This window comes from Rhodanobacter sp. C06, from assembly GCF_002001105.1.
Classification (GTDB): Bacteria; Pseudomonadota; Gammaproteobacteria; order Xanthomonadales; family Rhodanobacteraceae; genus Rhodanobacter_A.
Map to the genome: position 1 here is coordinate 1 of NZ_MUNP01000039.1, position 22,479 is coordinate 22,479.

The window sequence follows — 22,479 nt, forward strand, 5'->3', positions numbered from 1 at the left end:
GCCGGAAAATCAGGAGTACCCCACCCCAACCCTCCCCTGCTCGCAGGGGAGGGGCCGTGCCGCTCCGCCTCGCCTCACGCACGGGACCGGATCTCCGCTCCGCCGCTGCCGATACCGCCGCATTCACCACCGCATGACCTTCGCGGGGTGACAGGCGCCCCCCCGGTCTGCAACCATCGGCCCCTTTCGGGGATGCGCGGCCGCGCTTCAGGAGTTTCCATGTCTTCCAGCAGCTCGATCCGCCGCGACGTCGGCCCGTTCGCCCTGATGCTCACCGGTCTGGGTTCGATCATCGGCTCCGGCTGGCTGTTCGGCGCCTGGCGCGCAGCGCAGATCGCCGGCCCCGGCGCGATCTGGGCCTGGGTGATCGGCGCGGTGATCATCCTGTTCATCGCACTGACTTATGCCGAGCTCGGGGCGATGTTCCCCGAATCCGGCGGCATGGTGCGCTACGGCCACTACTCGCACGGTTCGCTGGTGGGCTTCATCGCGGCGTGGGCGAACTGGATCGCGATCGTCTCGGTGATCTCGGTGGAGGCCGAGGCTTCGGCGCAGTACATGTCCTCGTGGAAGTGGGCGTGGGCCAAGGATCTCTATCACCAGGCGCCGGGTGGCCACGGCGAACTCAGCGCCGCCGGCCTGGCCATCGCCGCGGTACTGGTGATCGCGTACTTCCTGCTGAACTTCTGGAGCGTGAAGCTGTTCGCGCGCTCGAACACCGCCATCACCCTGTTCAAGCTGGTGATCCCGGCGCTCACTGCGGTGCTGCTGATTGCCAGCGGCTTCCACCCCGAGAATTTCAGCGTCGGCATCCATGGTGAGGTGCACGCCATCGACTTCGCCTCGGTGCTCACGGCGGTGGCGATCGCCGGCATCGTGTTCAGCTTCAACGGCTTCCAGAGCCCGGTGAACCTCGCCGGCGAGGCGCGCAACCCGGGCAAGAGCATCCCGTTCGCCATCGTCTGCTCGATCGTGCTGGCCACGGTGATCTACGTGCTGCTGCAGGTGTCCTTCATCGGCGCGGTGCCGCGCGAGATGCTGGCCAACGTGGGCTGGCACGGCATCAACTTCAGCTCGCCGTTCGCCGACCTCGCGATCATCCTGGGCCTGCAGTGGCTGGCCACGCTGCTGTTCATCGACGCGGTGATCAGCCCCAGCGGCACCGGCATGACCTACACCGCCACCACCGCGCGCATGCTCTACGGCATGGAGCGCAACGGCACGCTGCCGAAGATCCTCGGCCGCGTGCACCCCAAGTGGGGCGTGCCGCGCCCGGCGATGTGGGTGAACCTGGTGGTGTCGTTCCTGTTCCTGTTCTTCTTCCGGGGCTGGGGCACGCTGGCGGCGGTGATCTCGGTGGCCACGATCATTTCCTACCTGACCGGCCCGGTCAGCGTGATGACGCTGCGCCGCACCGCGCCCGGCCTGCACCGCCCGCTGCGCCTCGCTGGCTTGCCCGTGCTCGCCGGCATCGCGTTCGTGATGTCCACCGAGTTGCTGTACTGGGCCAAGTGGCCGCTGACCGGCGAGATCATCCTGCTGATGGTCGTGGCGCTGCCGGTGTACTTTTATTACCAGGCCAAGGCCGGCTGGCACGATTTCGGCCGCCAGATGAAGGGCGCCTGGTGGCTGGTCGCCTACCTGCCCGTGATCGCCTTCGTCTCCTGGGCCGGCAGCACTACGTTCGGCGGCAAGGGTTACTTGCCCTACGGCTGGGATCTGGTGGTGGTCGGCGTGATCGGCTTGGTGTTCTATCTGTGGGGCGTGAAGTCGGGCTGGCGCACGCCGTCGGTGGAAGCCGCCGAGCTGGAAGCCCACGCACATCCGGACGCGCCGGTGGTGCCGCCGGATGAGTTTGACGCGGAGCGCATCGCGGGACGCTGATCGCCTACTCTCGCGAAAAACCAGTCGCGCATTGAACTTGCGAAAGCGGCTTCGAGCGCCTGCCGGCGCTCGAAGCCGCTTTGTTCCTTGCGAACAAGCAGAAGCAAAAGCCCCTCTCCCGCAAGTGGGCGAGGGGATTCATGGCGCGCTCAATCGCGCCCCGCAAACGCCTCTCGCAACCACGCGTGCATCAACCCGTACGAGCGTGCGGCCACCTTCGCGTCGTACTTGCAGCCTGGCGAGTTCTCGCCCACTTCGGTGAAGCAGTGCACCGCGTGGCCCAGCACCACGAACTGCCAGTCGGCGGGACTCTGGCGCATCTCGGCCATGAACTTGTCGGCGTCCTTCATCGTCCAGGTGTCGTCGGCACCGTTCATCGCCAGCACGCGGGCCTTGATGTGCTTCGCCATCGAAGCATCGTCGGTGGAGAGGTCGCCGTGGAAGGACACCACCGCGGCGACATCTGCACCGCTGCGGGCGAGGTCGAGTACGGCTGCGCCGCCGAAGCAAAAGCCTATGGCGGCGAGTTTCGCGGTGTCGATCGGCGCGTCCTTCGCCTGCGCCCTGAGTTGCACCAGGGCCTCGTTGATGCGCGACCGCATCAGCGCGCGGTTCGCGTACAACGGCTTCACCGCGGCCTGCGCCTGCTCTGCGTTGTCCAGCTGCGGGCGCACGTTCGCGCCGTACATGTCGGTGAGCAGGATCACGTAGTCCCTGCCCGCGATCATCTCGGCCTTCCTGACCGCCTCGTCGTTCACGCCGAACCAGTTCGGCACCATCACCAGGCCCGGGCGCTTCGCGCTGCTGGCATCGTCGTAGACCAGCACGCTGTGGAAGCGGGTGCCGCCCTGCGTCCATTCCACCGGGCGATGCACCATCTTCGCCTGCGCGGCGAAGGCGAAGCTGGCGAGCAGGAGTGCGGCGAGACAACGGATGTAACGCATGGTGGAACCCTCCCTCGTGAAGAGTGCGGCCAAGGATGGCCGCCCGTTTGACTTTCGCGTTCACGGACGAACGCAAAAGAAAACATCAGAGCCCGGCGGCGTGCTGCACGATGCGCCGCTTAAGCGGCGCCAGCCGGTCGAGCAGGCGCACGCCCAAGGCGCGAGCGGCAACCAGCGGCGGCGACTGCCAGGCATAGATGCGGGCCAGTGCGTCGAAGCCGCGCGCGTCCAGCGTATCGGCACTGCGGCGACGGCGAGCGTAGCGGCGCAACACATGGGCGGCGGCGAAGTCGCCGCCCGCGTCGCGTGCGGCGACCAGCACGTCGCGCAGCTCGGCCACGTCGCGCAAGCCCAGGTTCACGCCTTGCCCGGCCAGTGGATGCACCGCGTGCGCGGCGTCGCCCAGCAGGACGAAGCGTTCGGTCTGGTAGGTCTCGGCCAGTTGCAGGCGCAGCGGGAATGCGGCGCGTTTCGTGGTGGACAGGATGCGGCCCAGCCGGAAATCGCTGGCCACGCCCAGCTCCTGCAGGAAGGCCGCGTCGTCCAGGGCCAGCACGCGCCGCGCCTCGACTTCGGGCAGCGACCACACGACGGAGCTGCGCCCGTCGACCAGCGGCAGCAGCGCCAGCGGGCCGGTGGGCAGGAAGCGCTGCCACGCCGTCTGCTGATGCAGCCGCTCGGTGGCCACGTGCGCCACCACCGCGCGCTGTGCGTAGTCGCGGCCGCGGGTGGCGATGCCCATCATGTCGCGTAGCGGCGACGCGGCGCCATCGGCGGCCACCACGAGGCGCGCGGACAGGCTTTCGCCGTCGGCCAGTTCCAGCGTCACGCGATCCTCGCGCGCTTCGCAGGCTCGCACTTCGGCCGGGCACAGGCGGCGCGCGCCAGCCGCGTCCAGTGCCTTCCAAAGCGTCCATTGCACCAGGTTGTTTTCGACGATATGGCCGAGCAGGTCGCGGCCTTCGTCGGCGGCATCGAAATCGATGGCCGCACCGTTCTCGCTGTCCCACACATGCATGTGCGCGTAGGGACCGGAACGCGATTCCCGGATGGACGTCCAGACGCCCAAGTCGTCCAGCAACGCGACGGACGAGGGCGCCAAGCCCACCACGCGCAGATCCACCTCGTCGGCGGCATCCCAGGGTTGTGGCGCACGCGCTTCCAGCAGGGCGACGGCGAAACCGGCCCGGGCCAGCGCCAGTGCCGCAGCCGCTCCCGCCATGCCGCCGCCGACCACGGCAACGTCCAGTGCGGGGCCTCGGCGCGGCGCGTGGGTGTAATGCGAGACGCTCATGGCAGGCGCTCCAGCACCGTGCGTGGTGGTTCGCCGCGGAAACCCATGCCGTGCCGGGCCAGTCGATCCTGCAGCGGTGCCAGACGATCATGCGCCAGCAGCGCCAGCGAGCGCAGCGGCGCGAGCACGGGCTGTTCGAGGCAGGCCAGGCGCACCAGACCGTGGCTCATCGCCATGGTGCCTTCGCGATCGGGCGCGCGGCGCGCGGCGTAGCGTTCCAGCAGTTCCGACGCACCAGGATCGGTCGCGGCAGCCACCAGTTCGGCCAAGGTCAGTGCATCGCGCAGACCAAGATTGAAGCCTTGCGCGCCGATCGGGTGCACGGTCTGCGCCGCATTGCCCACCAACACTGCGCGCGGGCCGATGAGCCGCTGCGCGGCCACGCGACGGATCGCATAGGGATGGCGTTTGCCGGGCCGAGTGAGGCAACCCAGCCGCCAGCCGAAGCGCTGTTGCGCCAACGCGACGAAGCCGGCATCGTCCAGCGCAGCGATCTCGTCGGCTGCTTCCGCGGGCACGGTGAGCACCAGACCGCAGCGCCCTTCGGCCAGCGGCAGCAAGGCCACCGGACCTTCGTCGGAAAAACGCTCGAAAGCGCGATTCGCATGCGCCCGCTCGGGCGTGACGGTAGCCACGAACAGGGTCTGCTTGTAGTCGTAACGAACGGCTTCGATGCCGAGTTGGCCGCGCACGAAAGATTCGGTGCCGTCAGCTCCCACCAGCAGCGCGGCGTCGAGCACGCGCTCGCCGTCTTCGCCGCGGATGCGGGCGCGCCAGCCCTGCCGCTGCGCTTCCAGTGATTCCAGCTTCGCGGGCGCGAACCGGGTCAGCCGCGTGCAGGTATCCAGCCGACGCAGCAGGGCCGCACCCAGTTCGCGCGCGGGCAGGGTCCAGCCCAGCGCGTCGACGCCGTGCTTCGCCGCATCGATGCGCGCACTGCCGAACTCGCCGGCGCGGCTGACGTGGATGTGCCGGATCGGCGTGGCCTGCGCTGCCGCATGCGGCCACACGCCGATCGCGGCGAGGCCATTGACGGTGGCGCGGGCCAGCGCGAGGTTGCGCTCGTCGTAGCTGGGCTGGGCGTCTATGCGCGGGGCGGCGGCCTCGACCAGGGTGGCCTTGATGCCGGCGGCGTCCAGCGCAATGGCGAGGCTGGCACCGACCAGGCCGCCGCCGACGATCAACACGCCATCACCGGTGGGGGAGGTGGGGGGATTCATGCGCCGGATGATACGCGCCAGCGAGCCGCCGACGCATGGGGCCGGCCACATTGGGATAAACTGCGCGCCTGAATCCCGCCGAGCTGCACGGAGTACACATGGCAATCTCAACGACCCGACGCCTGGCCATCTTCCTGGGTCTGGCCCTGGTGATGGGCGTCACCCGCTTCCATCCCTCGCTGCTGCACCACGCGCTGTGGGATGCCTCGTGGGGCGTGTTCTTCCTCGCCGGTTTCTGGCTGCGCGGCCAAGGTCGCTGGGCCTTCCCGTTGCTGCTGGCAGAGGCCGTGCTGGCGGACTACCTGGTGATCTCCGGCCAGGGCATCGATTTCTGGAGCCACTACTGCGTGTCGCCGGCCTACTGGTTCCTGGCACCGTCCTACGGCGCGCTGTGGCTGGGCGGCAGCTGGCTGGCGAAGCGCCAGTCGGGCCTGAACCTGCGCACGCTCGGTCTCGCCATTGCCGCGCTGCTGGTCGCCGAGGGCGCCTGCTACCTGATCTCCAACGGCAGCTTCTACTGGATCAGCGCCAGCGTGCCGGCGCCGCGCGGCTTCGGCGCGTGGTTCGGCAACCTCGGCGACTGGTACCTGCCGTTCCTCACCGGCACCGCCCTCTACGTGGGGCTGGGCGCGGTGGTGCATGCGCTGGCGACCCAGCTGTCGCGCGTGTCGCAGCGCGGTGCTCACGCCAAGCACTGACGTGGGCAACCGTCTCTCCAAGATCTACACCCGCACGGGGGATGACGGCAGCACCGGCCTCGGCGACGGGTCGCGCGTCGCCAAGGACTCGCCGCGCGTGGCTGCCTACGGCACGGTGGACGAGCTCAACAGCACGATCGGCATGGTGCTGGCCTGCGAGGGTGTGGACGCAGCGGTGCGCGAGGCGCTGACCCAGATCCAGCACGAGCTGTTCGACCTCGGCGGCGAGCTGTGCATTCCCGGCATGGCGATGATCGGGGACGCCGACATCGCGCGCCTGGAAACCGTGCTGGACGCGTTCAACGAACCGTTGCCGCCGCTGAAGGAATTCATCCTGCCCGGCGGCGGCATGGCTGCGGCTTGCTGCCATCTAGCGCGCACCGTGTGCCGCCGTGCCGAGCGCGAAGTCATCACGCTGCGCCACGGGGAACCCGAGGTGCGGCCACAGGCGCAGCACTACCTCAACCGGCTCTCCGACCTGCTGTTCGTGCTCTGCCGCGTGCTGGCCCGCGCCGGCGGCCACGGCGAGGTGCTGTGGCAGCACGAGCGGCGGCGCAAGCCCGCCGCCGGCTGAGTCCGCCGCATGCTGCGGCTGTACACCCATCCGGCCTGCCTGGGACACGACAACGGACCCGGCCACCCCGAATCGCCGGCGCGGCTCGCCGCCGTGCTGCGCGCGCTGGACCACGACCGCTACGCCGCGCTGGATCGCGTCGAGGCGCCGCGCGCCGGCCGCGAGCAGCTGTTGCGCGTGCACGACGACGCCCATGTCGATCGCATCCTCACCGCCATACCGGTGGGTGAGGTGCAGCGGCTGGACGAGGACACCGTGCTCTCGCCCGGTTCCGCCGAAGCCGCCTTGCGCGCCGCGGGAGCCGCGGTGGCGGCGGTGGATGCCGTGCTCGGCGGCGGCCACGTGCGCCGCGCCTTCTGCGCGGTGCGCCCGCCCGGCCACCACGCCACGCGCGAGCGAGCGATGGGCTTCTGCCTGTTCAACAACGTGGCGGTGGCCGCGGCACATGCGCTGGCGGCACACGGGCTGAAGCGCGTGGCGATCGCCGACTTCGACGTGCACCACGGCAACGGCACCCAGGACATCTTCTGGCGCGAGCCGCACGTGCTGTTCGCCTCCAGCCACCAGATGCCGTTGTACCCGGGCAGCGGCGGCCCGGACGAGCGCGGCGCAGGCAACATCCTCAACCGGCCGCTGTCGGCCGGCGACGGCCCCCACCTGTTCCGCGAACTGTGGGAGGGCGACCTGCTGCCGCAGCTGCACGCGTTCAAACCGCAACTGGTGCTGGTTTCGGCCGGCTTCGACGCGCACCAGCGCGACCCGCTGGCCGACCTGTGCCTGGGCAGCGAGGACTACGCCTGGATCACCGCGAAGCTGGTCGAGCTGGCGGACCGGCACGCCGATGGCCGGCTGGTCTCCACACTGGAAGGCGGCTACGACCTCGCCGCGCTGGCGGCCAGCGCGGCGGCGCATGTCGAGGCAATGCTGGATTGAAGGGTGCGGCCATGGTTGGCCGCCCGTTTGATTCTCGCGATCACGGACGATCGCAAAAGTAGAGATCGAGGCGTACGGCTGCCGGGCTCTGCCTGCCACTCCGCCTCGCACCGACCCGCCCGGGCTCGTTCATCACTGAATCCTCGCCTGCATCGCGCGGGCCCCATGCCTGCCTGATCCGGGGTGTTTCTGCTAATTTTACGAGCCTCACGACCGCCAGGCTCCCATTGTGATGCGCAAGCTCCCCCCACGACGCCTGCTGGCGGTCGCCGCCGCGCTTGCCCTGGTTGGCGGCCCGGTCGAAGCCATGGGCAGCAGCCTGGGGCAGCACCGCAAGAGTTCGCTGGACGGCAGCGAGCAGGTCTGTCCGCTGGGTTCCTTCCATTGCGCGCCGCGCCCGTACAACTACGCGATGTGCCGCCCGAACGCGATGCTGGAGTTCTACGATCCCGCGTTGAGCCGCGACAGTAGCCTGCGCGACACCAGCAACACCTACGTAACCGCGCAGCACGTGGACAGCTCCAACCAGACCGTCTACCACCTCGCGGGTGACGTGCGCATGGAGCGCGCCGATCAACGGCTGCAGGCGGACACGGCCGACTACAACGACGACACCACCGACTACGACGCGCGCGGCAACGTGCGCTACCAGGATGCCGGCCAGCTGCTGGCCGCCAGCCACGCCCGCGGCAACAACGACGCCAGCACCGGCATCGCCGACGACGTGCGCTACCAGATGCTGGATTCGCGCGGCAACGGCACGGCCAGCAAGGCGCAGATGTTCGACGCCGACCGCACCCGCTACTCGCAGGCCACCTATTCCACCTGCGACGTGGGCCACCACCTGTGGGAGTTCCGCGGCAAGTCGATCAGCGTCGACAAGGAAACCGGCCGTGGCGTGGCGCGCAACGCCACCTTCCGCGTCGGCAGCGTGCCGCTGATCTACCTGCCCTGGTTCAGTTTCCCGGTGGACAACCGGCGCATGACCGGCTTCCTGTACCCCACGTTCGGCCACACCAGCCGCTCGGGCTACATGCTCAGCACGCCGTTCTACCTGAACTTGGCGCCGAACTACGACGCCACGCTGGACCCGCGCATCTACACCTCGCGCGGCGCCCTGCTGGGAGGCGAGTTCCGCTATCTGGTGCCGGGGAGCGCCGGCACGCTGGACGTGCAATACGTGCCGAACGACCACGGCCGCACCGACCCGCTCACCACCGCCGACACCCAAGGCACGCGGCGCTACCTGGTCAAATTCGACGACACCACTCACCTGTGGCAGAGCTGGAGATTCATTACCTCGATCAATCGCTCATCGGACAACAATTTCCTGTACGACTTCGGCAATCAGTTGACGGGCAACGTCACTTACTGGCTTGGCTCTTATGCCGAAGTGGTTGGCGGGGGGAAATGGTGGAGCGCCTCGCTGGGCGGCGAGGTCTACCAGAACATGAATCCGTTCCTGGAAGACACGTCGGTTCCGTACCGGCAGCTGCCGTTCGCCAATTTCGATGTACACGTGCCGCTCACGCACTGGCTTGAATTCGGCATGGACAACGAATTTGTGGCATTCCGGAAATCCGGCTACGTGAGCGGTCAGCGCGAGGATCTCTACCCTTACCTCTCCGCGGATTTCGGCAGCCCCGCATGGTTCGTCCGCCCTCGCGTGGCCTACCGCTATACCGGCTACCAACTCGGCGACAACTATCAAAACTACAACTACTACGGCCTGATGAACCCAGGCATGACCTCAACGTTCACGCAGAAGTCGCCGAGCCGCGCGCTGCCGATCGTCAGCCTGGACAGCGGGTTGGTGTTCGACCGCGATACGTCGCTGTTCGGCCACGACTACACGCAGACGCTGGAGCCGCGGCTGTACTACCTGTACGTGCCGTACCGCGACCAGAACAACCTGCCGGTGTTCAACACCAGCCTGATGTCGTTCGACTACTGGCAGCTGTTCTCGACCAACCAGTTCTCCGGCGCCGATCGCCAGATGAACGCGAACAACCTCACCGCGGCGATCACCACGCGCCTGCTGGACGACGGCGGCGTGGAGCGCTTGTCGGCCAGCTTCGGCCAGATCCGCTACTTCACCCCGCAGCGGGTGCAGATGCCGAACAGCGCGAATACGTCTTCGCCGGCCACCGACTGGTCCGGCTCCTCCTATGTGGCGCAACTGGACCTGCAGCTCAGCGACCGCTGGCGCGCCAGCAGCTCCTACCAGTGGAGCCCGAACACCCGCCGCACCGACATGGCGATGCTGCAGCTGCAGGGGCGACTGGGCCTGGACGGCGTGGTCAACTTCGCGTACCGCTACCGCCGCGGGCTGATGGAACAATACAGCGTCTCGGCGGTCTACCCGCTGTCCGAGCGCTGGCGCCTGATCGGCGCGTGGACGTATGCGGAACCGGTCAAGGGCGTGGTCAACCCGCTGAAGGGCACGATCGAGGCGCTGGCCGGCATCGAATACGACAGCTGTTGTGTCACCCTGCGGCTGGTCGACCGCAGCTACGTGAATCAGGGCTACTACGGCGTCGCGCCGCCCACGACGCCGGGCCAGACCAACCTGCGCGACAACGCCATCATGTTCGAAGTCGTCTTCAAGGGCCTCGGCTCGACCGGCGGCCAGATCGACCCGCTGCTGCGCCGTGATATTCTCGGCTATCAATAAACCGCTGTATCCATCCTTCGGCTGCTCCCTGATGAAGCGATTCCTCGCCCTTCTCCTGCCCGCCCTCGTGCTCGCGCTGCCCGCGCAGGCCCAGCTGTTGCCCAACGCCGGCACCAACGCCGCACCGGCCGGCCAGACCCAGTCGCTGGACCGCATCGTGGCGGTGGTGAACGAGGACGTGATCCTGCAAAGCGAGCTCGACAACGCCGTGCGCTCGATCCAGCAGCAATACGCCAGCCAGCCGGGCCAACTGCCGCCGATGAACGTGCTGCAGCAGCAGGTGCTGGACCGGTTGATCCTGATGAAGCTGCAGTTGCAGAAGGCCGACGACCAGGGCGTGCACGTCTCCGACGCCCAAGTCGACCAGGCGGTGGCCGAGGTGGCGCAGCAGAACAAGATGAGCCCCGACCAGTTGCGCACCGAAGTACAGCGCAGCGGCGAGGATTTCGGCGCGTTCCGCCAGCAATTGGCCGACCAGCTCACCGTGCAGCAACTCCACCAGAGCGTGGTGCACGACCAGGTCTCGGTCACCGACAGCGAGATCGACAACCTGCTCGCCAGCCCCAGCTACAAGGCCGGCGAGGTGCACCTGGGCCACATCCAGATCAGCATCCCGAGCGGTGCCGACGCCGCCGCGATCCAGGCCGCCGCGGCCAAGGCCGAGGCGGCGATCAACGCGATCAAGGGCGGCATGGACTTCAACGCCGCGGCAATCCGCTACTCCGACGCATCCGACGCGCTGGACGGCGGCGACCTCGGCTGGCGCCGCATGGACGAGATCCCGCCGGCCTTCGCCGACACGGTGGCCAACATGAAGCCCGGCGACGTCAGCCCCGCGCTGCGCGGCCCCACCGGCTTCCACATCATCAAGCTGATCGGGCAGCGCGAGCCGTCCAAGCAGATCGTCACCGAATACCACGCGCGGCAGATCATGCTCAAGCCGAGCGAACTGATGACGCCGGAGCAGGCGCAGCAGAAGGCGCAGGAACTGTACGAGCAGCTCACCACCAAGCACGCGGACTTCGCCAAGCTGGCCAAGGACAATTCCAAGGACGACACCACCGCCAACCTCGGCGGCGACATGGGCTGGTTCGCCAAGGACGCCTGGGGCAGCGCGATCGCGCAGCAGCTCGCCCAGCTGAAGGAGAACCAAGTCTCGCAGCCGTTCCAGACCGGCAACGGCTGGGACATCCTGCAGCTGCTGGGCACCCGCCAGAGCGACCTCACCACCCAGATGGAACGCGACCAGGCGCGCCAGGCGATCGGCAACCGCAAGGCCGAGCAGGCCTACGACGACTTCCTGCGCGACCTGCGCGCGAATGCCTTCATCAACGTGCTGGTGCCCGCGCTGCGCGACGACACCAATACGCCGGCGGCCTCCTGACCGGGAGCCGCCGGCATGGCGCTGCCACGGCTCGCCGTCACCGCAGGTGAGCCGGCCGGGATCGGTCCGGAACTGATCGCGCGACTGGCCGCCACGGAGCTGGCGGCCGACTTGGTGGCGATCACCGACCGCGATCTGCTCGCCCGCGCCGCCGCACGCTGCGGGCTTTCCATCATTCTCGACGACGACGATGGCGCGCCACGCGAGCAGCGCGAACCCGGCAGCCTGCGCGTGCATCACGTGCCGCTGGGCACCACGGAAATACCCGGCCGGCCCGATCCGCGCAACGCACACCACGTACTCGCCACGCTCGCCGAGGCTGCGGACGGCTGCCTGGCCGGCCGCTACGCCGCCGTGGTCACCGCGCCGCTGCAGAAGTCCTCGATCAACGAGGCCGGCATCCGCTTCAGCGGCCACACCGAATATTTCGCCGAACGCGCCCGCGCCGACGTGGTGATGATGCTGGCCAGCCCCGGGCTGCGCGTGGCGCTGGCCACCACGCACCTGCCCTTGAGCGCGGTGCCTGCCGCGATCACGCGGGATGCGCTGGAGCGCGCGCTGCACATCGTGCACGCCGAACTGCGCACGAAGTTCGGCATCGCCGCGCCGCGCATCGCCGTGCTGGGCCTCAACCCGCACGCCGGCGAAGGCGGCCACCTGGGCCGCGAGGAACTGGACACGACTATCCCGCTGCTGGACGCACTGCGCGCCGAAGGCATGCAACTGCTCGGCCCGCTTCCCGCCGATACCGCCTTCGTGCCCGCGCAGCGCACGCGCTACGACGCGGTGCTGGCGATGTACCACGACCAGGCGCTGCCGGTGCTGAAGAGCGAAGCCTTCGACCGCACCGTCAACCTCACCCTGGGCCTGCCCTTCATCCGCACCTCGGTCGACCACGGCACCGCGCTGGATCTCGCCGGCACGGGCCGCGCCGACCCCGCCAGCCTGATCGCCGCCGCGGAGCTTGCGTTGACGCTCGCGGCACGCAAGCGAGAAGAGAGTGAAGAGGCGTGAGAAGTGAGTAAAACCTGCAAGACTTCCGCTCTCACTCCTCGCTTCTCTCCACTCACTCCTGCCCCATGAACGCTCGCCCCAAGAAAAGCTTCGGCCAGCACTTCCTGCACGATCGCCGCTACATCGACGACATCGTGCGCGCGATCGCGCCGCGCGCCGGCGATTTCCTGGTGGAGATCGGCCCCGGCGAGGGCGCGCTGACCCTGCCGCTGCTGGCCGCGGCCGGCTCGCTCACCGCGATCGAACTGGACACCGACCTGATCCCCGCGCTGAAGGCGCGCGCGGCGGAGGTGGGCGAGCTGGCCGTGATCCATGCCGACGTGCTGAAGGTGGACCTGGCCGCGCTGGCGCACCGCCACGGCGTGGAACGCCTGCGCATCGCCGGCAACCTGCCCTACTACATCTCCAGCCCGATCCTGTTCCATTGCGTCGAGCACGCGGCGGCGATCGAGGACATGCACTTCATGCTGCAGAAGGAAGTGGTGGACCGCATGGCCGCCGAACCCGGCAGCAAGGTCTACGGCCGGCTGTCGGTGATGCTGCAGCTGGCCTGCCGCGTGGTGCCGCTGTTCGAGGTGCCCCCGGAAGCGTTCCGGCCGCCGCCCAAGGTGGATTCGGCGGTGGTACGGCTGGTGCCGCTGGCGCCGCACGAACGCCATGATGCCGATCCCGAGCTGCTGCACGCGGTGGTGAAGGCCGCCTTCGGCCAGCGCCGCAAGACGCTCGCCAACGCGTTGCGGCAGCTGCTGGATGCCGAGGCGATCCGCAGCGCCGACGTCGATCCCCGCGCACGCGCCGAGACGCTGGCGCCCGAGGATTTCGTGCGCCTCGCCAAGCGCCTCGCCGCGCGCTGAATCCCGCCCGCGCACGGGCGACGCGCGACGCGGCAAGCCTTACAATCGGCACATGAGCGAAAACCATCCCTACACGATCGATGTGCAGGTGCGAACGCGTTTCGTCCCCGACCAGTCCCGCCCCGACGACAACCGCTACGTGTTTGCCTACACCATCACGCTGCACAACGCGGGCAGCGTGCCCGCGCAACTGCTGACCCGGCACTGGGTGATCACCGACGCCAACGGCAAGGTGGAGGAAGTGCGCGGCGACGGCGTGGTGGGCGAGCAGCCGTGGATGCGCCCTGGCGACAACTTCGAATACACCTCCGGCGCGGTGCTGGAGACCCCGGTGGGCACCATGGGCGGCAGCTACCTGATGCTGGCCGACGACGGCACCCGCTTCGAGGCGCCGATACCGTCGTTCACCCTGTCCATTCCACGCACGCTGCACTGAAGGCGACGCCAGGATGGCCACTTACGCGATCGGCGACGTGCAGGGCTGCCACCCGGAGCTGCAACGCCTGCTGGAAAAGCTGCGCTTCGACCCGGCGACCGACCGACTGTGGTTCTGCGGCGACCTGGTCAACCGCGGTGGCGAGTCGCTGGCCACGCTGCGGCTGATCCACGGCTTGCGCGAGCAATCCGTGGTCACCCTGGGCAACCACGACCTCAGCCTGCTGGCGATCGCGCTGCGCAAGCCGGAGGCCCAGGCCAAGGTGAACCCGGAGCTGCGCGAGGTGCTGTTCGCCGACGACGCGCCGGTGCTGTTCGAATGGCTGCGTTCGCAGAGGCTGCTGCATCATGACGAGCAGCTCGGCTGGACCATGATCCACGCCGGACTCGCGCCGCAGTGGACGCTGCGCCAGGCGCAGAAGGCTGCGCAGGAGGTGGAGCGCGAGCTCTCCAGCCCGCGCCATCCGCGCATCCTCCGGAATCTGTTCGGCAACCGTCCCGCCGGCTGGTCCAGCCGCCTGCAAGGACTGGACCGTCACCGCGCCACGATCAACCTGCTCACCCGCATGCGCTACTGCGACGTCAACGGCCGCATCGACTTCGAGAGCAAGGGCGAGCCCGGCACCCAGCGACCGGGCCTGTATCCCTGGTTCGAGGTACCCGGCATGCGCCGGCGCGAGACGCGCATCGTCTGCGGCCACTGGTCCGCGCTGGGCCGCTTCGCCGGCCTCGGCGTGTACGCGATCGACACCGGCTGCGTGTGGGGCGGCCAGCTCACCGCGCTGCGGCTGGACAGCGAGGAACCGCAGTACATCACCGTGGACGCCGAGCCGCATCGCAAGCGCCCGCCCGGCGGCGGCGATTAAACGCCGCCGCCTGCGATCCACGGATGGATCGCGCGCCCCGCGGACGCGGGGCGGAGCCCAGGCAAGGCCTGGGCGAGTCAGGGAAAGCGCAGGAAGCGCTTTCCCTGACTCCGACAAGATGGGCTCTTGACTGCCGTTTCAGTCCAAAGCCTGCATCTGCAAAACGTGCCGACGCGCAACGGATGCCTTTCGCAAAAAGCTCCATCGCGCGCCAGCGCGCTCCTACGGTTTTACGACCCGTGGTCTCAGGCCAGCTGCCCGTGGCAGTGCTTGTACTTCTTGCCCGAGCCGCAGGGACAGGGTTCGTTGCGGCCCACGCGCGGCGTGTCGGGCTGCTGCAGGTGCATGGCGCCGGCGGCCACGCTGGCGGGATCGGCATCCAGCGCCGCATCGGGCGCACCGCCGCCACTGGCCAGCATCTGTCGCTGCAGGCGTTCGGCGAGGCGCTGCTGCTCGGCCTCCATCGCGGCGACTTCCTCTTCGCTGCGAATGCGGATGCGCGCCAGCATCTGCACCACCTCGGCCTTGATGCGATCGAGCATGTCGGAGAACAGCCGGAACGATTCGCGCTTGAACGCCTGCTTGGGATCCTGCTGGGCATAACCCACCAGGTAGATGCCTTGGCGCAGGTAGTCCATGTTCGCCAAGTGTTCCTTCCAGGCGTTGTCGACCACGGTCAGCATGATGTGCTTCTCGAGCGCCCGCATGGTCTCGGCGCCGATCTGCGCCTCCTTGGCCTGGAACAGTTCGTCCACGCCGCCGCGCACGTGCTCGAGGATCATCGTCGCGTCGATCTCCGATTGCTGTTCGAGCCAGCGCGGCAGGTCCTGCGCCAGGCCGAACTTGCCTTCCAGCTCGCGGTCGAGTCCGGGGACGTCCCACTGCTCGTCGATGCTGTCCGGCGGCACGTGCTCGCGCACGATGCTCTCGACCACGTCGTGGCGGATGTCGGCCACGGTGGCGGACACGTCCTCGCCTTCCAGCAACTCGTCGCGCTGGCGGTAGATCACCTTGCGCTGGTCGTTGGCGACGTCGTCGAATTCGAGCAGGTGCTTGCGGATGTCGAAGTTGTGCTGCTCGACCTTGCGCTGCGCCTTCTCGATCTGGCGGCTGATCATGCGGTCTTCGAGCGCGTCGTTTTCCTTCATGCCGAAGCGCTTCATCCAGCGGATCAGGCCCTCGCCGCCGAAGATGCGCAGCAGGTTGTCCTCCAGCGACAGGTAGAAGCGCGAGGAGCCCGGATCGCCCTGGCGGCCGGAACGGCCACGCAGCTGGTTGTCGATGCGGCGCGACTCGTGCCGCTCGGTGCCGATGATGTGCAAGCCACCGGCGGCCAGCACCTGCTCGTGCAGCTTCTTCCAGTCGGCCTTGACGCGGGCGCGGTCGACCTCGGTGGCTTCCGCCGGCAGCGCGGACAACGCCGCCTCCAGGCTGCCGCCGAGCACGATGTCGGTGCCGCGACCGGCCATGTTGGTGGCGATCGTCACCTGCCCCGGCGCGCCGGCCTGCGCCACGATGTGCGCCTCGCGCTCGTGTTGCTTCGCGTTCAGCACCTCGTGCGCGACCTTTGCCTTGCGCAATTGCTCGGACAACAGTTCGGACACCTCGATCGAGGTGGTGCCCACCAGCACCGGCTGGCCGCGCTTGTGACAGTCCTTGATGTCCTCGATCACCGAGTTGTACTTGGCCTGCTGGCCGAGGAAGACCAGGTCGGCGTTGTCCTTGCGGATCATCGGCTTGTGGGTGGGAATCACCACCACCTCCAGGCCGTAGATGCTCTGGAACTCGAACGCCTCGGTGTCGGCCGTGCCGGTCATGCCGGACAGCTTCTTGTACATGCGGAACAGGTTCTGGAACGTCACCGTGGCCAGTGTCTGGTTCTCGCGCTGGATCGGCACGCCCTCCTTCGCCTCGACCGCCTGGTGCAGGCCATCGGACCAGCGCCGGCCCGGTAGGGTGCGTCCGGTGAACTCGTCGACGATGATCACTTCGCCGTCGCGCACGATGTAGTCCACGTCGCGCTGGTAGATCGCGTTGGCGCGCAGCGCGGCGTTGAGGTGGTGCACCACGGCGAGGTTCTTCGAGTCGTACAGGCCGCTGTCCGCGCTGATCACGCCGGCTTCGCGCAGCAACTCGTCGGCATGCTGCATGCCGTCCTCGGACAGGTGCACCTGCTTCTGCTTCTCGTCTACCCAGTAGTCGCCGGCGCCCTCTTCCTCCTGCTGGCGGATCATGCGCGGCACGACCTTGTTCACCGCGAGGTACAGCTGCGGCGAATCCTCGGCCGGGCCGGAGATGATCAGCGGGGTGCGCGCCTCGTCGATCAGGATCGAGTCCACCTCGTCGACGATCGCGTAGTTGAGGCCGCGCTGGTAGCGCTGCTCCTTGCTGAGCGCCATGTTGTCGCGCAGGTAGTCGAAGCCGAACTCGTTGTTGGTGCCGTAGGTGATGTCGGCGGCGTAGGCCTTGTGCTTGTCGGCATGGTCCATGCCCGGCCACACCACGTCGGTGCTGAGGCCGAGGAAGCTGTACAGCTTGCCCATCTGCGCCGAGTCGCGGCGGGCCAGGTAATCGTTCACGGTGACCACGTGCACGCCCTTGCCTGCCAGCGCATTGAGGTACACCGGCAACGTGGCCACCAGGGTCTTGCCTTCGCCGGTGCGCATCTCGGCGATCTTGCCCTGGTGCAGCACCATGCCGCCGATCAGCTGCACGTCGTAATGGCGCATGCCGAGCACGCGCTTGGCGCCCTCGCGCACCACCGCGAACGCCTCCGGCAGCAGCTTGTCCAGCGTTTCGCCCGCGGCGACACGCTGCTTGAACGCCTCGGTCTTGCCGCGCAATGCCTCGTCGTCCAGCTTCTCGAACTCGGGCTCCAGCGCATTGATGCGCGCCACGGTCCGCGACAACTGGCGCAGCACGCGCTCGTTGCGGCTGCCGAAAATGCTGGTGAGGGCACGATTGAGCATCGATCTTCCGGATGACAAGGACAAAGGGTCGCGCGTTGGCGCGAACCAAACGGGCATGTTACTACACGGGCCCGGACGGCAGGCATGACGAAGGCCCCGGCGATCTCCCGGCATGGCGGCGCCGGCACGCGGATTCAAGAGCGGCGGGCGCGGCCTGCGGCAGGTATCATCGACACATCGACCCTACCCGGAGCCGTCGGACCATGTCCCGCGCCGCCTCGCGCCCTCGCGGCCCGCAAGCACTCGGCGCCTGCGGGTCCTTCGCCACGCTGGCCGGCAAGGCCACCGCGCTGGATGCACTGGATCGTGCGCTGCGCCAGACCTTGCCAATGCCGCTGCGCGACGAGGTGCGCTTCGCCAACCTGCGCGGCGGACGGCTGCTGTTCCTCGCCTCCACGCCTGCCTGGGCCACGCGGCTGCGTCTGTTGCAGGCGCAGATTCTCGCGACCGCCCGCAGCCTCGACATCCGCGCCGAGGCCCTTGGCGTCAAGGTGAGCCCGCTGCCGCGGATCGAGCTGGAACCTGACCGCGTGCGCGAGCTGTCGCCCGCGGCCGCGACCCATCTGCGCGCTGCGGCTGCGGCCACGGCCGATCCCGAGTGGCAGGAGCTGTTCGGCAAGCTGGCCGCGCTGACCAAACCCAGCGAACCCTCACGCTGAACCGGCAACGTCTTTGCGATTGTCCCGATCGCCTGGATCAAACGGGCCGCCATCCATGGCTGCACATTCAAAAAAGCCGCCGCATCGTCGGATGCGGCGGCTTTCTGTTTCTTGCCCGTTGACGGCCGCGTTATGCGCGATCAGATCGCCTGGGCGGGATGGGCGTAGGAGATCGGCGAGGTGGCCGGGTCGTCCTGGTAGCTGACTTCTTCCCAGGCCGTGGCGTCGGCCATCAGGGTGCGCAGCAGCTTGTTGTTGAGCTCGTGGCCGGACTTGTGCGCGTGGTAGGCGCCGATCAGGCTGTGGCCGAGCAGATAAAGATCGCCGATCGCGTCGAGGATCTTGTGCTTGACGAACTCGTCCTCGTAGCGCAGGCCGTCCTCGTTCAGCACGCGGTAGTCGTCCAGCACCACGGCGTTGTCCATCGAGCCGCCCAGCGCGAGGTTGTGTTCGCGCAGCATCTCGATGTCGCGCATGAAGCCGAAGGTGCGCGCGCGGCTCACTTCCTTCACGAACGAGGTGGTGGAGAAGTCGATCTCGGCGCGCGAGGTGCGCTTGGAGATGATCGGATGGTTGAACTCGATCGAGAAGCCGACCTTGAAGCCCTCGAACGGCTCGAAGCTGGCCCACTTGTCGCCTTCCTGCACCTTCACCGGCTTCTTGATGCGGATGAAGCGCTTGGCCACGTTCTGTTCCTCGATGCCGGCGGACTGCAGCAGGAACACGAACGGGCCGGCACTCCCATCCATGATGGGAACCTCCGGCGCCGACAGGTCCACGTAGGCATTGTCGATGCCGAGGCCGGCCATCGCCGACAGCAGGTGCTCGACCGTGGCGACGCGCACCTCGCCGTTCACCAGCGTGGTGGAGAGACGAGTGTCGCCGACGTTGTCCTGGCGCGCACGGATGTCCACCGGCGGATTGAGGTCCGTGCGGCGAAACACGATGCCAGTGTTGGGCGCCGCAGGGCGCAAGGTCATGTATACCTTGTCGCCGGTGTGCAGGCCCACGCCGGTGGCGCGGATGATGTTCTTGAGCGTGCGCTGCTTGATCATTGTCGTTGGTACCTGCCAAGTAGCAGCCAATCAGGGGTCGGATGCTAACACAGTTTTAACCAGCTGCAATAGCAAACCGTACCGTACAGTCTGGTCGAGCCTTCATGCGCCCTTCATCCCGGAAGGCACGCCCGTGAACATGGTCCGCTCGCCAGGCGAGCGGGGCGACACGATACCCCGGGCCGGGACGGGATTCCGGCACCGGGGTAACGGATCCACCGTTCCGGGCCAATGCCCGGAACAGCCGATCATGCGCCCTCCCTGACGCATCGTCTTGCGGATTCCAGGCCCGAACGCGCCAGACGGTCATTCGCTGACCGGCGCGGCTGCGCACTACGGCAACAGACCCGAGTCCACCCTTCATGTCTCTGCAATGACCCGTTGGACAGGTGTTTTGTTCCACTCCTTCTTAACAAGCACGGGACGCGCGGTTCAGGCGTCGATGGCCTCAGTCGGCTTGGCGGCGCAGGAAGGCCGGAATGTCCAGGTATTCCAGCCCGTTGTCCTGCCGCGCCGGGGCCTCGCTGCGCGGATTGGCGCTGATCGACGATTCCGGCTGGGCATAGTCCACCACCTCGTTGCCGGTGCCAGTACGCAGCACCACCGGGCGCGGACGCTGGCGCATCTCCACCTGCTTCTGCTCCACGATGCGCACGTTGCGCGAGGCAGGGGCGCGGTTGAGGCCGGTGGCGACCACGGTGACGCGTACCTCGTCCTTCAGCTCGGCGTCGAGCGAGGTGCCGATCACCACGGTGGCGTCCTCGCTGGCGAAGTCGTGGATGATGCGGCCGATCTCGTCGAATTCGCGCATGGTGAGGTTGGGGCCGGCGGTGACGTTGACCAGGATGCCGCAGGCGCCGTTGAGGTTGACGTCCTCCAGCAGCGGGTTCTTGATCGCCTCCTCGGCCGCGGCCTGGGCGCGGTCGTCGCCGCTGGCGGTGCCGGTGCCCATCATCGCCAGGCCCATCTCGCTCATCACGGTGCGTACGTCGGCGAAGTCCACGTTGATCAGGCCCGGCGCGGTGATCAGGTCGGCGATGCCCTGCACGGCGCCCTGCAGCACGTTGTTGGCGGCCTTGAACGCGTTGATCAGGGTGACCTCGCGGCCCAGCACGCTGAGCAGCTTCTCGTTCGGCACGGTGATCAGCGAGTCGACGTGCTGGCTGAGGTCCTCGATGCCCTTCTGCGCCACCTGCATGCGGCGACGGCCCTCGAACGGGAACGGCTTGGTGACCACCGCCACGGTGAGGATGCCCTTTTCCTTGGCCAGCTGCGCCACCACCGGCGCCGCGCCGGTGCCGGTGCCGCCGCCCATGCCGGCGGTGATGAACACCATGTCGGCGCCTTCCAGCATCGCCTCGATGCGCTCGCGGTCCTCCAGCGCGGCCTGGCGGCCGACCTCGGGATTCGCGCCCGCGCCCAGGCCCTTGGTGACGTTCGCGCCCAGCTGCAGGTGGGTGCGCGAATTGCAGCTGCTCATCGCCTGCGCGTCGGTGTTGGCGACGATGAACTCCACGCCCTCGATGTTGGCATTGATCATGTGGGCCACGGCATTGCCGCCGCCGCCGCCCACGCCGATGACCTTGATGACTGCGTTTGGTGCAAGTTTCTCGATCAGCTCGAACATTTCCCGTCCTCCAGAGTTGTTGTCGTTGTAACCGCGGGTGGCGACTCCTGTCGCTCCGTGGTGGTGGGCGGACGTCCTGCCGCCCGTGGCTGCGCCTCCTGCGCCGCCGAAACCCTGCCGCTCCCGGCCGGGCGCCTGCCGGCGCCCGTCAGAAGTTCTTCGTGAGCCAGCTGCGCCATTTGCCGAGCAGGCCGCCGACGTTGCCGAGCGCCGGGCCGGCACCGCCGCGCACCGGCGCGTTGTGGCGCGAGCCGTGCAGCAGCAGGCCCACGCCGGTGGCGTGCAGCGGGCTGCTGATCACTTCGCCCAGGCCGCTGATCTCCTGCGGCACGCCCAGGCGCACCATCTTGTGGAAGATCTCCTCGGCCAGCTCCAGCGCGCCTTCCATCTTCGAGGCGCCGCCGGTGAGCACCACGCCGGCTGCCACCAGGCTGTCGTAGCCGGAGCTGCGCAGCTTGTCCTGCACCATCTCGAAGATTTCCTCGTAGCGCGCCTGCACGCTCTGCGCCAGCGCTTGCCGCGCCAGCCGGCGCGGCGGGCGGTCGCCCACGCTGGGCACCTGGATGGTTTCCTCGGCGTGCGCCAGCCCGGTCTGCGCGCAGGCGTACTTGATCTTGATCTCCTCGGCATGCGCGGTCGGCGTGTGCACGCCGTAGGCGATGTCGCTGGTGACCTGGTCGCCGCCGATCGGCAGCGAGGCGGTGTAGCGGATCGAGCCCTGGGTGTAGATCGCGATGTCGGTGGTGCCGGCGCCGATGTCGACCAGGCACACGCCCAGCTCGCGCTCGTCGTCGGTGAGCACCGCCTTCGCGCTGGCCAACGCCGAGGGCACCAGTTCGTCCACCGACAAACCGCAGCGCTGGATCGACTTGGTGATGTTCTGCACCGCCGCGGCCGCGCCGGTGACCAGGTGCACGTTCGCCTCCAGCCGCACGCCGCTCATGCCGACCGGCGAGCGGATGCCGTCCTGGCCGTCGATGCGGTATTCCTGCGGCTCCTTGTAGAGCACCTTGTGGTCGGCCGGGATCGCCACCGCGCTGGCCGCTTCCAGCACCTGCTCCAGGTCGCCCGGCGTCACCTCGCGGTCGCGGATCGCCGCATTGCCGTGCGAGTTGCGCGTTTCCAGGTGGCTGCCCGAGATCGAGGCGCAGACCGAGCGGATGTCGCAACCGGCCATCAGCTCAGCCTCCTCCACCGCGCGCTGGATCGAGTGCACGGTCGATTCGATGTCCACCACCATGCCCTTGCGCATGCCGCGCGACACATGGGTACCGATGCCGATCACGGTGATCGGTTCGCCCGGCTCGTACTCGCCCACGATCGCGGTCACCTTGGAGGTGCCGATATCGAGGCCGACCACCAGCTGCTTGTCGTTGCGCGTCTTCATATGCATGG

General features: G+C 68.1%; 18 protein-coding genes. 11 read left to right on the plus strand and 7 right to left on the minus strand.

What is annotated here, in order from left to right; genetic code table 11:
• Window positions 1-219 precede the first annotated feature (219 nt).
• A complete protein-coding gene (locus B0E52_RS06285; RefSeq protein WP_077482717.1) occupies window positions 220-1,884 on the plus strand; it encodes an APC family permease in 1,665 nt (554 codons plus the stop codon).
• A 149-nt stretch (window positions 1,885-2,033) separates the two neighbouring features.
• Here the strand turns inward: B0E52_RS06285 and B0E52_RS06290 are convergent, their stop codons facing one another.
• From B0E52_RS06290 to ubiH, 3 genes are all read right to left on the minus strand, one after another.
• Entirely contained in the window at window positions 2,034-2,828 is a 795-nt protein-coding gene (locus tag B0E52_RS06290; RefSeq protein ID WP_077482719.1) for a dienelactone hydrolase family protein, read from the minus strand.
• A gap of 85 nt (window positions 2,829-2,913) precedes the next feature.
• Window positions 2,914-4,122: a UbiH/UbiF/VisC/COQ6 family ubiquinone biosynthesis hydroxylase gene (locus B0E52_RS06295; RefSeq protein ID WP_077482720.1), complete on the minus strand. Its 1,209-nt coding sequence runs from the start codon at window positions 4,120-4,122 to the stop codon at window positions 2,914-2,916.
• Window positions 4,119-5,342, minus strand: a complete 1,224-nt coding sequence (gene ubiH / locus B0E52_RS06300; RefSeq protein WP_077482803.1) for a 2-octaprenyl-6-methoxyphenyl hydroxylase — start codon at window positions 5,340-5,342, stop codon at window positions 4,119-4,121. The genes B0E52_RS06295 and ubiH overlap by 4 nt, the downstream gene beginning before the upstream one ends.
• Window positions 5,343-5,440: 98 nt before the next feature.
• Here ubiH and B0E52_RS06305 point away from each other — a divergent pair, with 98 nt between their 5' ends.
• The 9 genes from B0E52_RS06305 to B0E52_RS06345 all read left to right on the plus strand — a co-directional run bounded on the left by B0E52_RS06305 (window position 5,441) and on the right by B0E52_RS06345 (window position 14,774).
• Window positions 5,441-6,040 (plus strand): hypothetical protein, encoded by a 600-nt coding sequence (locus B0E52_RS06305; RefSeq protein ID WP_077482722.1) that lies wholly within the window; start codon window positions 5,441-5,443, stop codon window positions 6,038-6,040.
• Window position 6,041: 1 nt separating this feature from the next.
• Window positions 6,042-6,614 carry a cob(I)yrinic acid a,c-diamide adenosyltransferase gene (locus tag B0E52_RS06310; protein WP_077482723.1) on the plus strand — a complete coding sequence of 191 codons (573 nt, stop codon included), beginning with the start codon at window positions 6,042-6,044 and terminating at the stop codon, window positions 6,612-6,614.
• A gap of 12 nt (window positions 6,615-6,626) precedes the next feature.
• Window positions 6,627-7,547 (plus strand): histone deacetylase family protein, encoded by a 921-nt coding sequence (locus B0E52_RS06315; protein ID WP_217316668.1) that lies wholly within the window; start codon window positions 6,627-6,629, stop codon window positions 7,545-7,547.
• A gap of 229 nt (window positions 7,548-7,776) precedes the next feature.
• The gene (gene lptD, locus B0E52_RS06320; RefSeq protein WP_139351605.1) at window positions 7,777-10,221 is read left to right on the plus strand and encodes an LPS assembly protein LptD; all 2,445 of its coding nucleotides are present in this window, start codon (window positions 7,777-7,779) and stop codon (window positions 10,219-10,221) included.
• A gap of 31 nt (window positions 10,222-10,252) precedes the next feature.
• Window positions 10,253-11,605, plus strand: coding sequence for a peptidylprolyl isomerase (locus B0E52_RS06325; protein WP_077482729.1), 1,353 nt, complete (start codon window positions 10,253-10,255; stop codon window positions 11,603-11,605).
• A gap of 15 nt (window positions 11,606-11,620) precedes the next feature.
• Window positions 11,621-12,619, plus strand: coding sequence for a 4-hydroxythreonine-4-phosphate dehydrogenase PdxA (gene pdxA / locus B0E52_RS06330; protein WP_077482731.1), 999 nt, complete (start codon window positions 11,621-11,623; stop codon window positions 12,617-12,619).
• Window positions 12,620-12,684: 65 nt separating this feature from the next.
• On the plus strand, window positions 12,685-13,473 hold the full coding sequence (rsmA, locus tag B0E52_RS06335; RefSeq protein WP_077482732.1) for a 16S rRNA (adenine(1518)-N(6)/adenine(1519)-N(6))-dimethyltransferase RsmA: 789 nt from the start codon (window positions 12,685-12,687) through the stop codon (window positions 13,471-13,473).
• 52 nt (window positions 13,474-13,525) lie between these two features.
• A complete protein-coding gene (gene apaG, locus B0E52_RS06340; RefSeq protein WP_077482734.1) occupies window positions 13,526-13,909 on the plus strand; it encodes a Co2+/Mg2+ efflux protein ApaG in 384 nt (127 codons plus the stop codon).
• 13 nt (window positions 13,910-13,922) lie between these two features.
• Window positions 13,923-14,774 (plus strand): symmetrical bis(5'-nucleosyl)-tetraphosphatase, encoded by an 852-nt coding sequence (locus tag B0E52_RS06345; RefSeq protein WP_077482736.1) that lies wholly within the window; start codon window positions 13,923-13,925, stop codon window positions 14,772-14,774.
• 245 nt (window positions 14,775-15,019) lie between these two features.
• Here B0E52_RS06345 and secA read toward each other — a convergent pair whose 3' ends face one another.
• Window positions 15,020-17,743, minus strand: a complete 2,724-nt coding sequence (gene secA, locus B0E52_RS06350; protein ID WP_077482738.1) for a preprotein translocase subunit SecA — start codon at window positions 17,741-17,743, stop codon at window positions 15,020-15,022.
• Window positions 17,744-17,946: 203 nt separating this feature from the next.
• On the opposite strand from secA, the gene B0E52_RS06355 reads away from it, so the two are divergent.
• Complete coding sequence (locus B0E52_RS06355) at window positions 17,947-18,402, plus strand: DciA family protein (RefSeq protein ID WP_077482740.1); 456 nt, start codon at window positions 17,947-17,949, stop codon at window positions 18,400-18,402.
• A gap of 140 nt (window positions 18,403-18,542) precedes the next feature.
• Here the strand turns inward: B0E52_RS06355 and lpxC are convergent, their stop codons facing one another.
• The 3 genes from lpxC to ftsA all read right to left on the minus strand — a co-directional run bounded on the left by lpxC (window position 18,543) and on the right by ftsA (window position 22,471).
• Window positions 18,543-19,457: a UDP-3-O-acyl-N-acetylglucosamine deacetylase gene (gene lpxC, locus B0E52_RS06360; RefSeq protein WP_077482741.1), complete on the minus strand. Its 915-nt coding sequence runs from the start codon at window positions 19,455-19,457 to the stop codon at window positions 18,543-18,545.
• A 448-nt stretch (window positions 19,458-19,905) separates the two neighbouring features.
• A complete protein-coding gene (gene ftsZ / locus B0E52_RS06365; protein ID WP_077482743.1) occupies window positions 19,906-21,084 on the minus strand; it encodes a cell division protein FtsZ in 1,179 nt (392 codons plus the stop codon).
• 148 nt (window positions 21,085-21,232) lie between these two features.
• The gene (gene ftsA / locus B0E52_RS06370; RefSeq protein WP_077482745.1) at window positions 21,233-22,471 is read right to left on the minus strand and encodes a cell division protein FtsA; all 1,239 of its coding nucleotides are present in this window, start codon (window positions 22,469-22,471) and stop codon (window positions 21,233-21,235) included.
• Window positions 22,472-22,479: the final 8 nt, after the last annotated feature.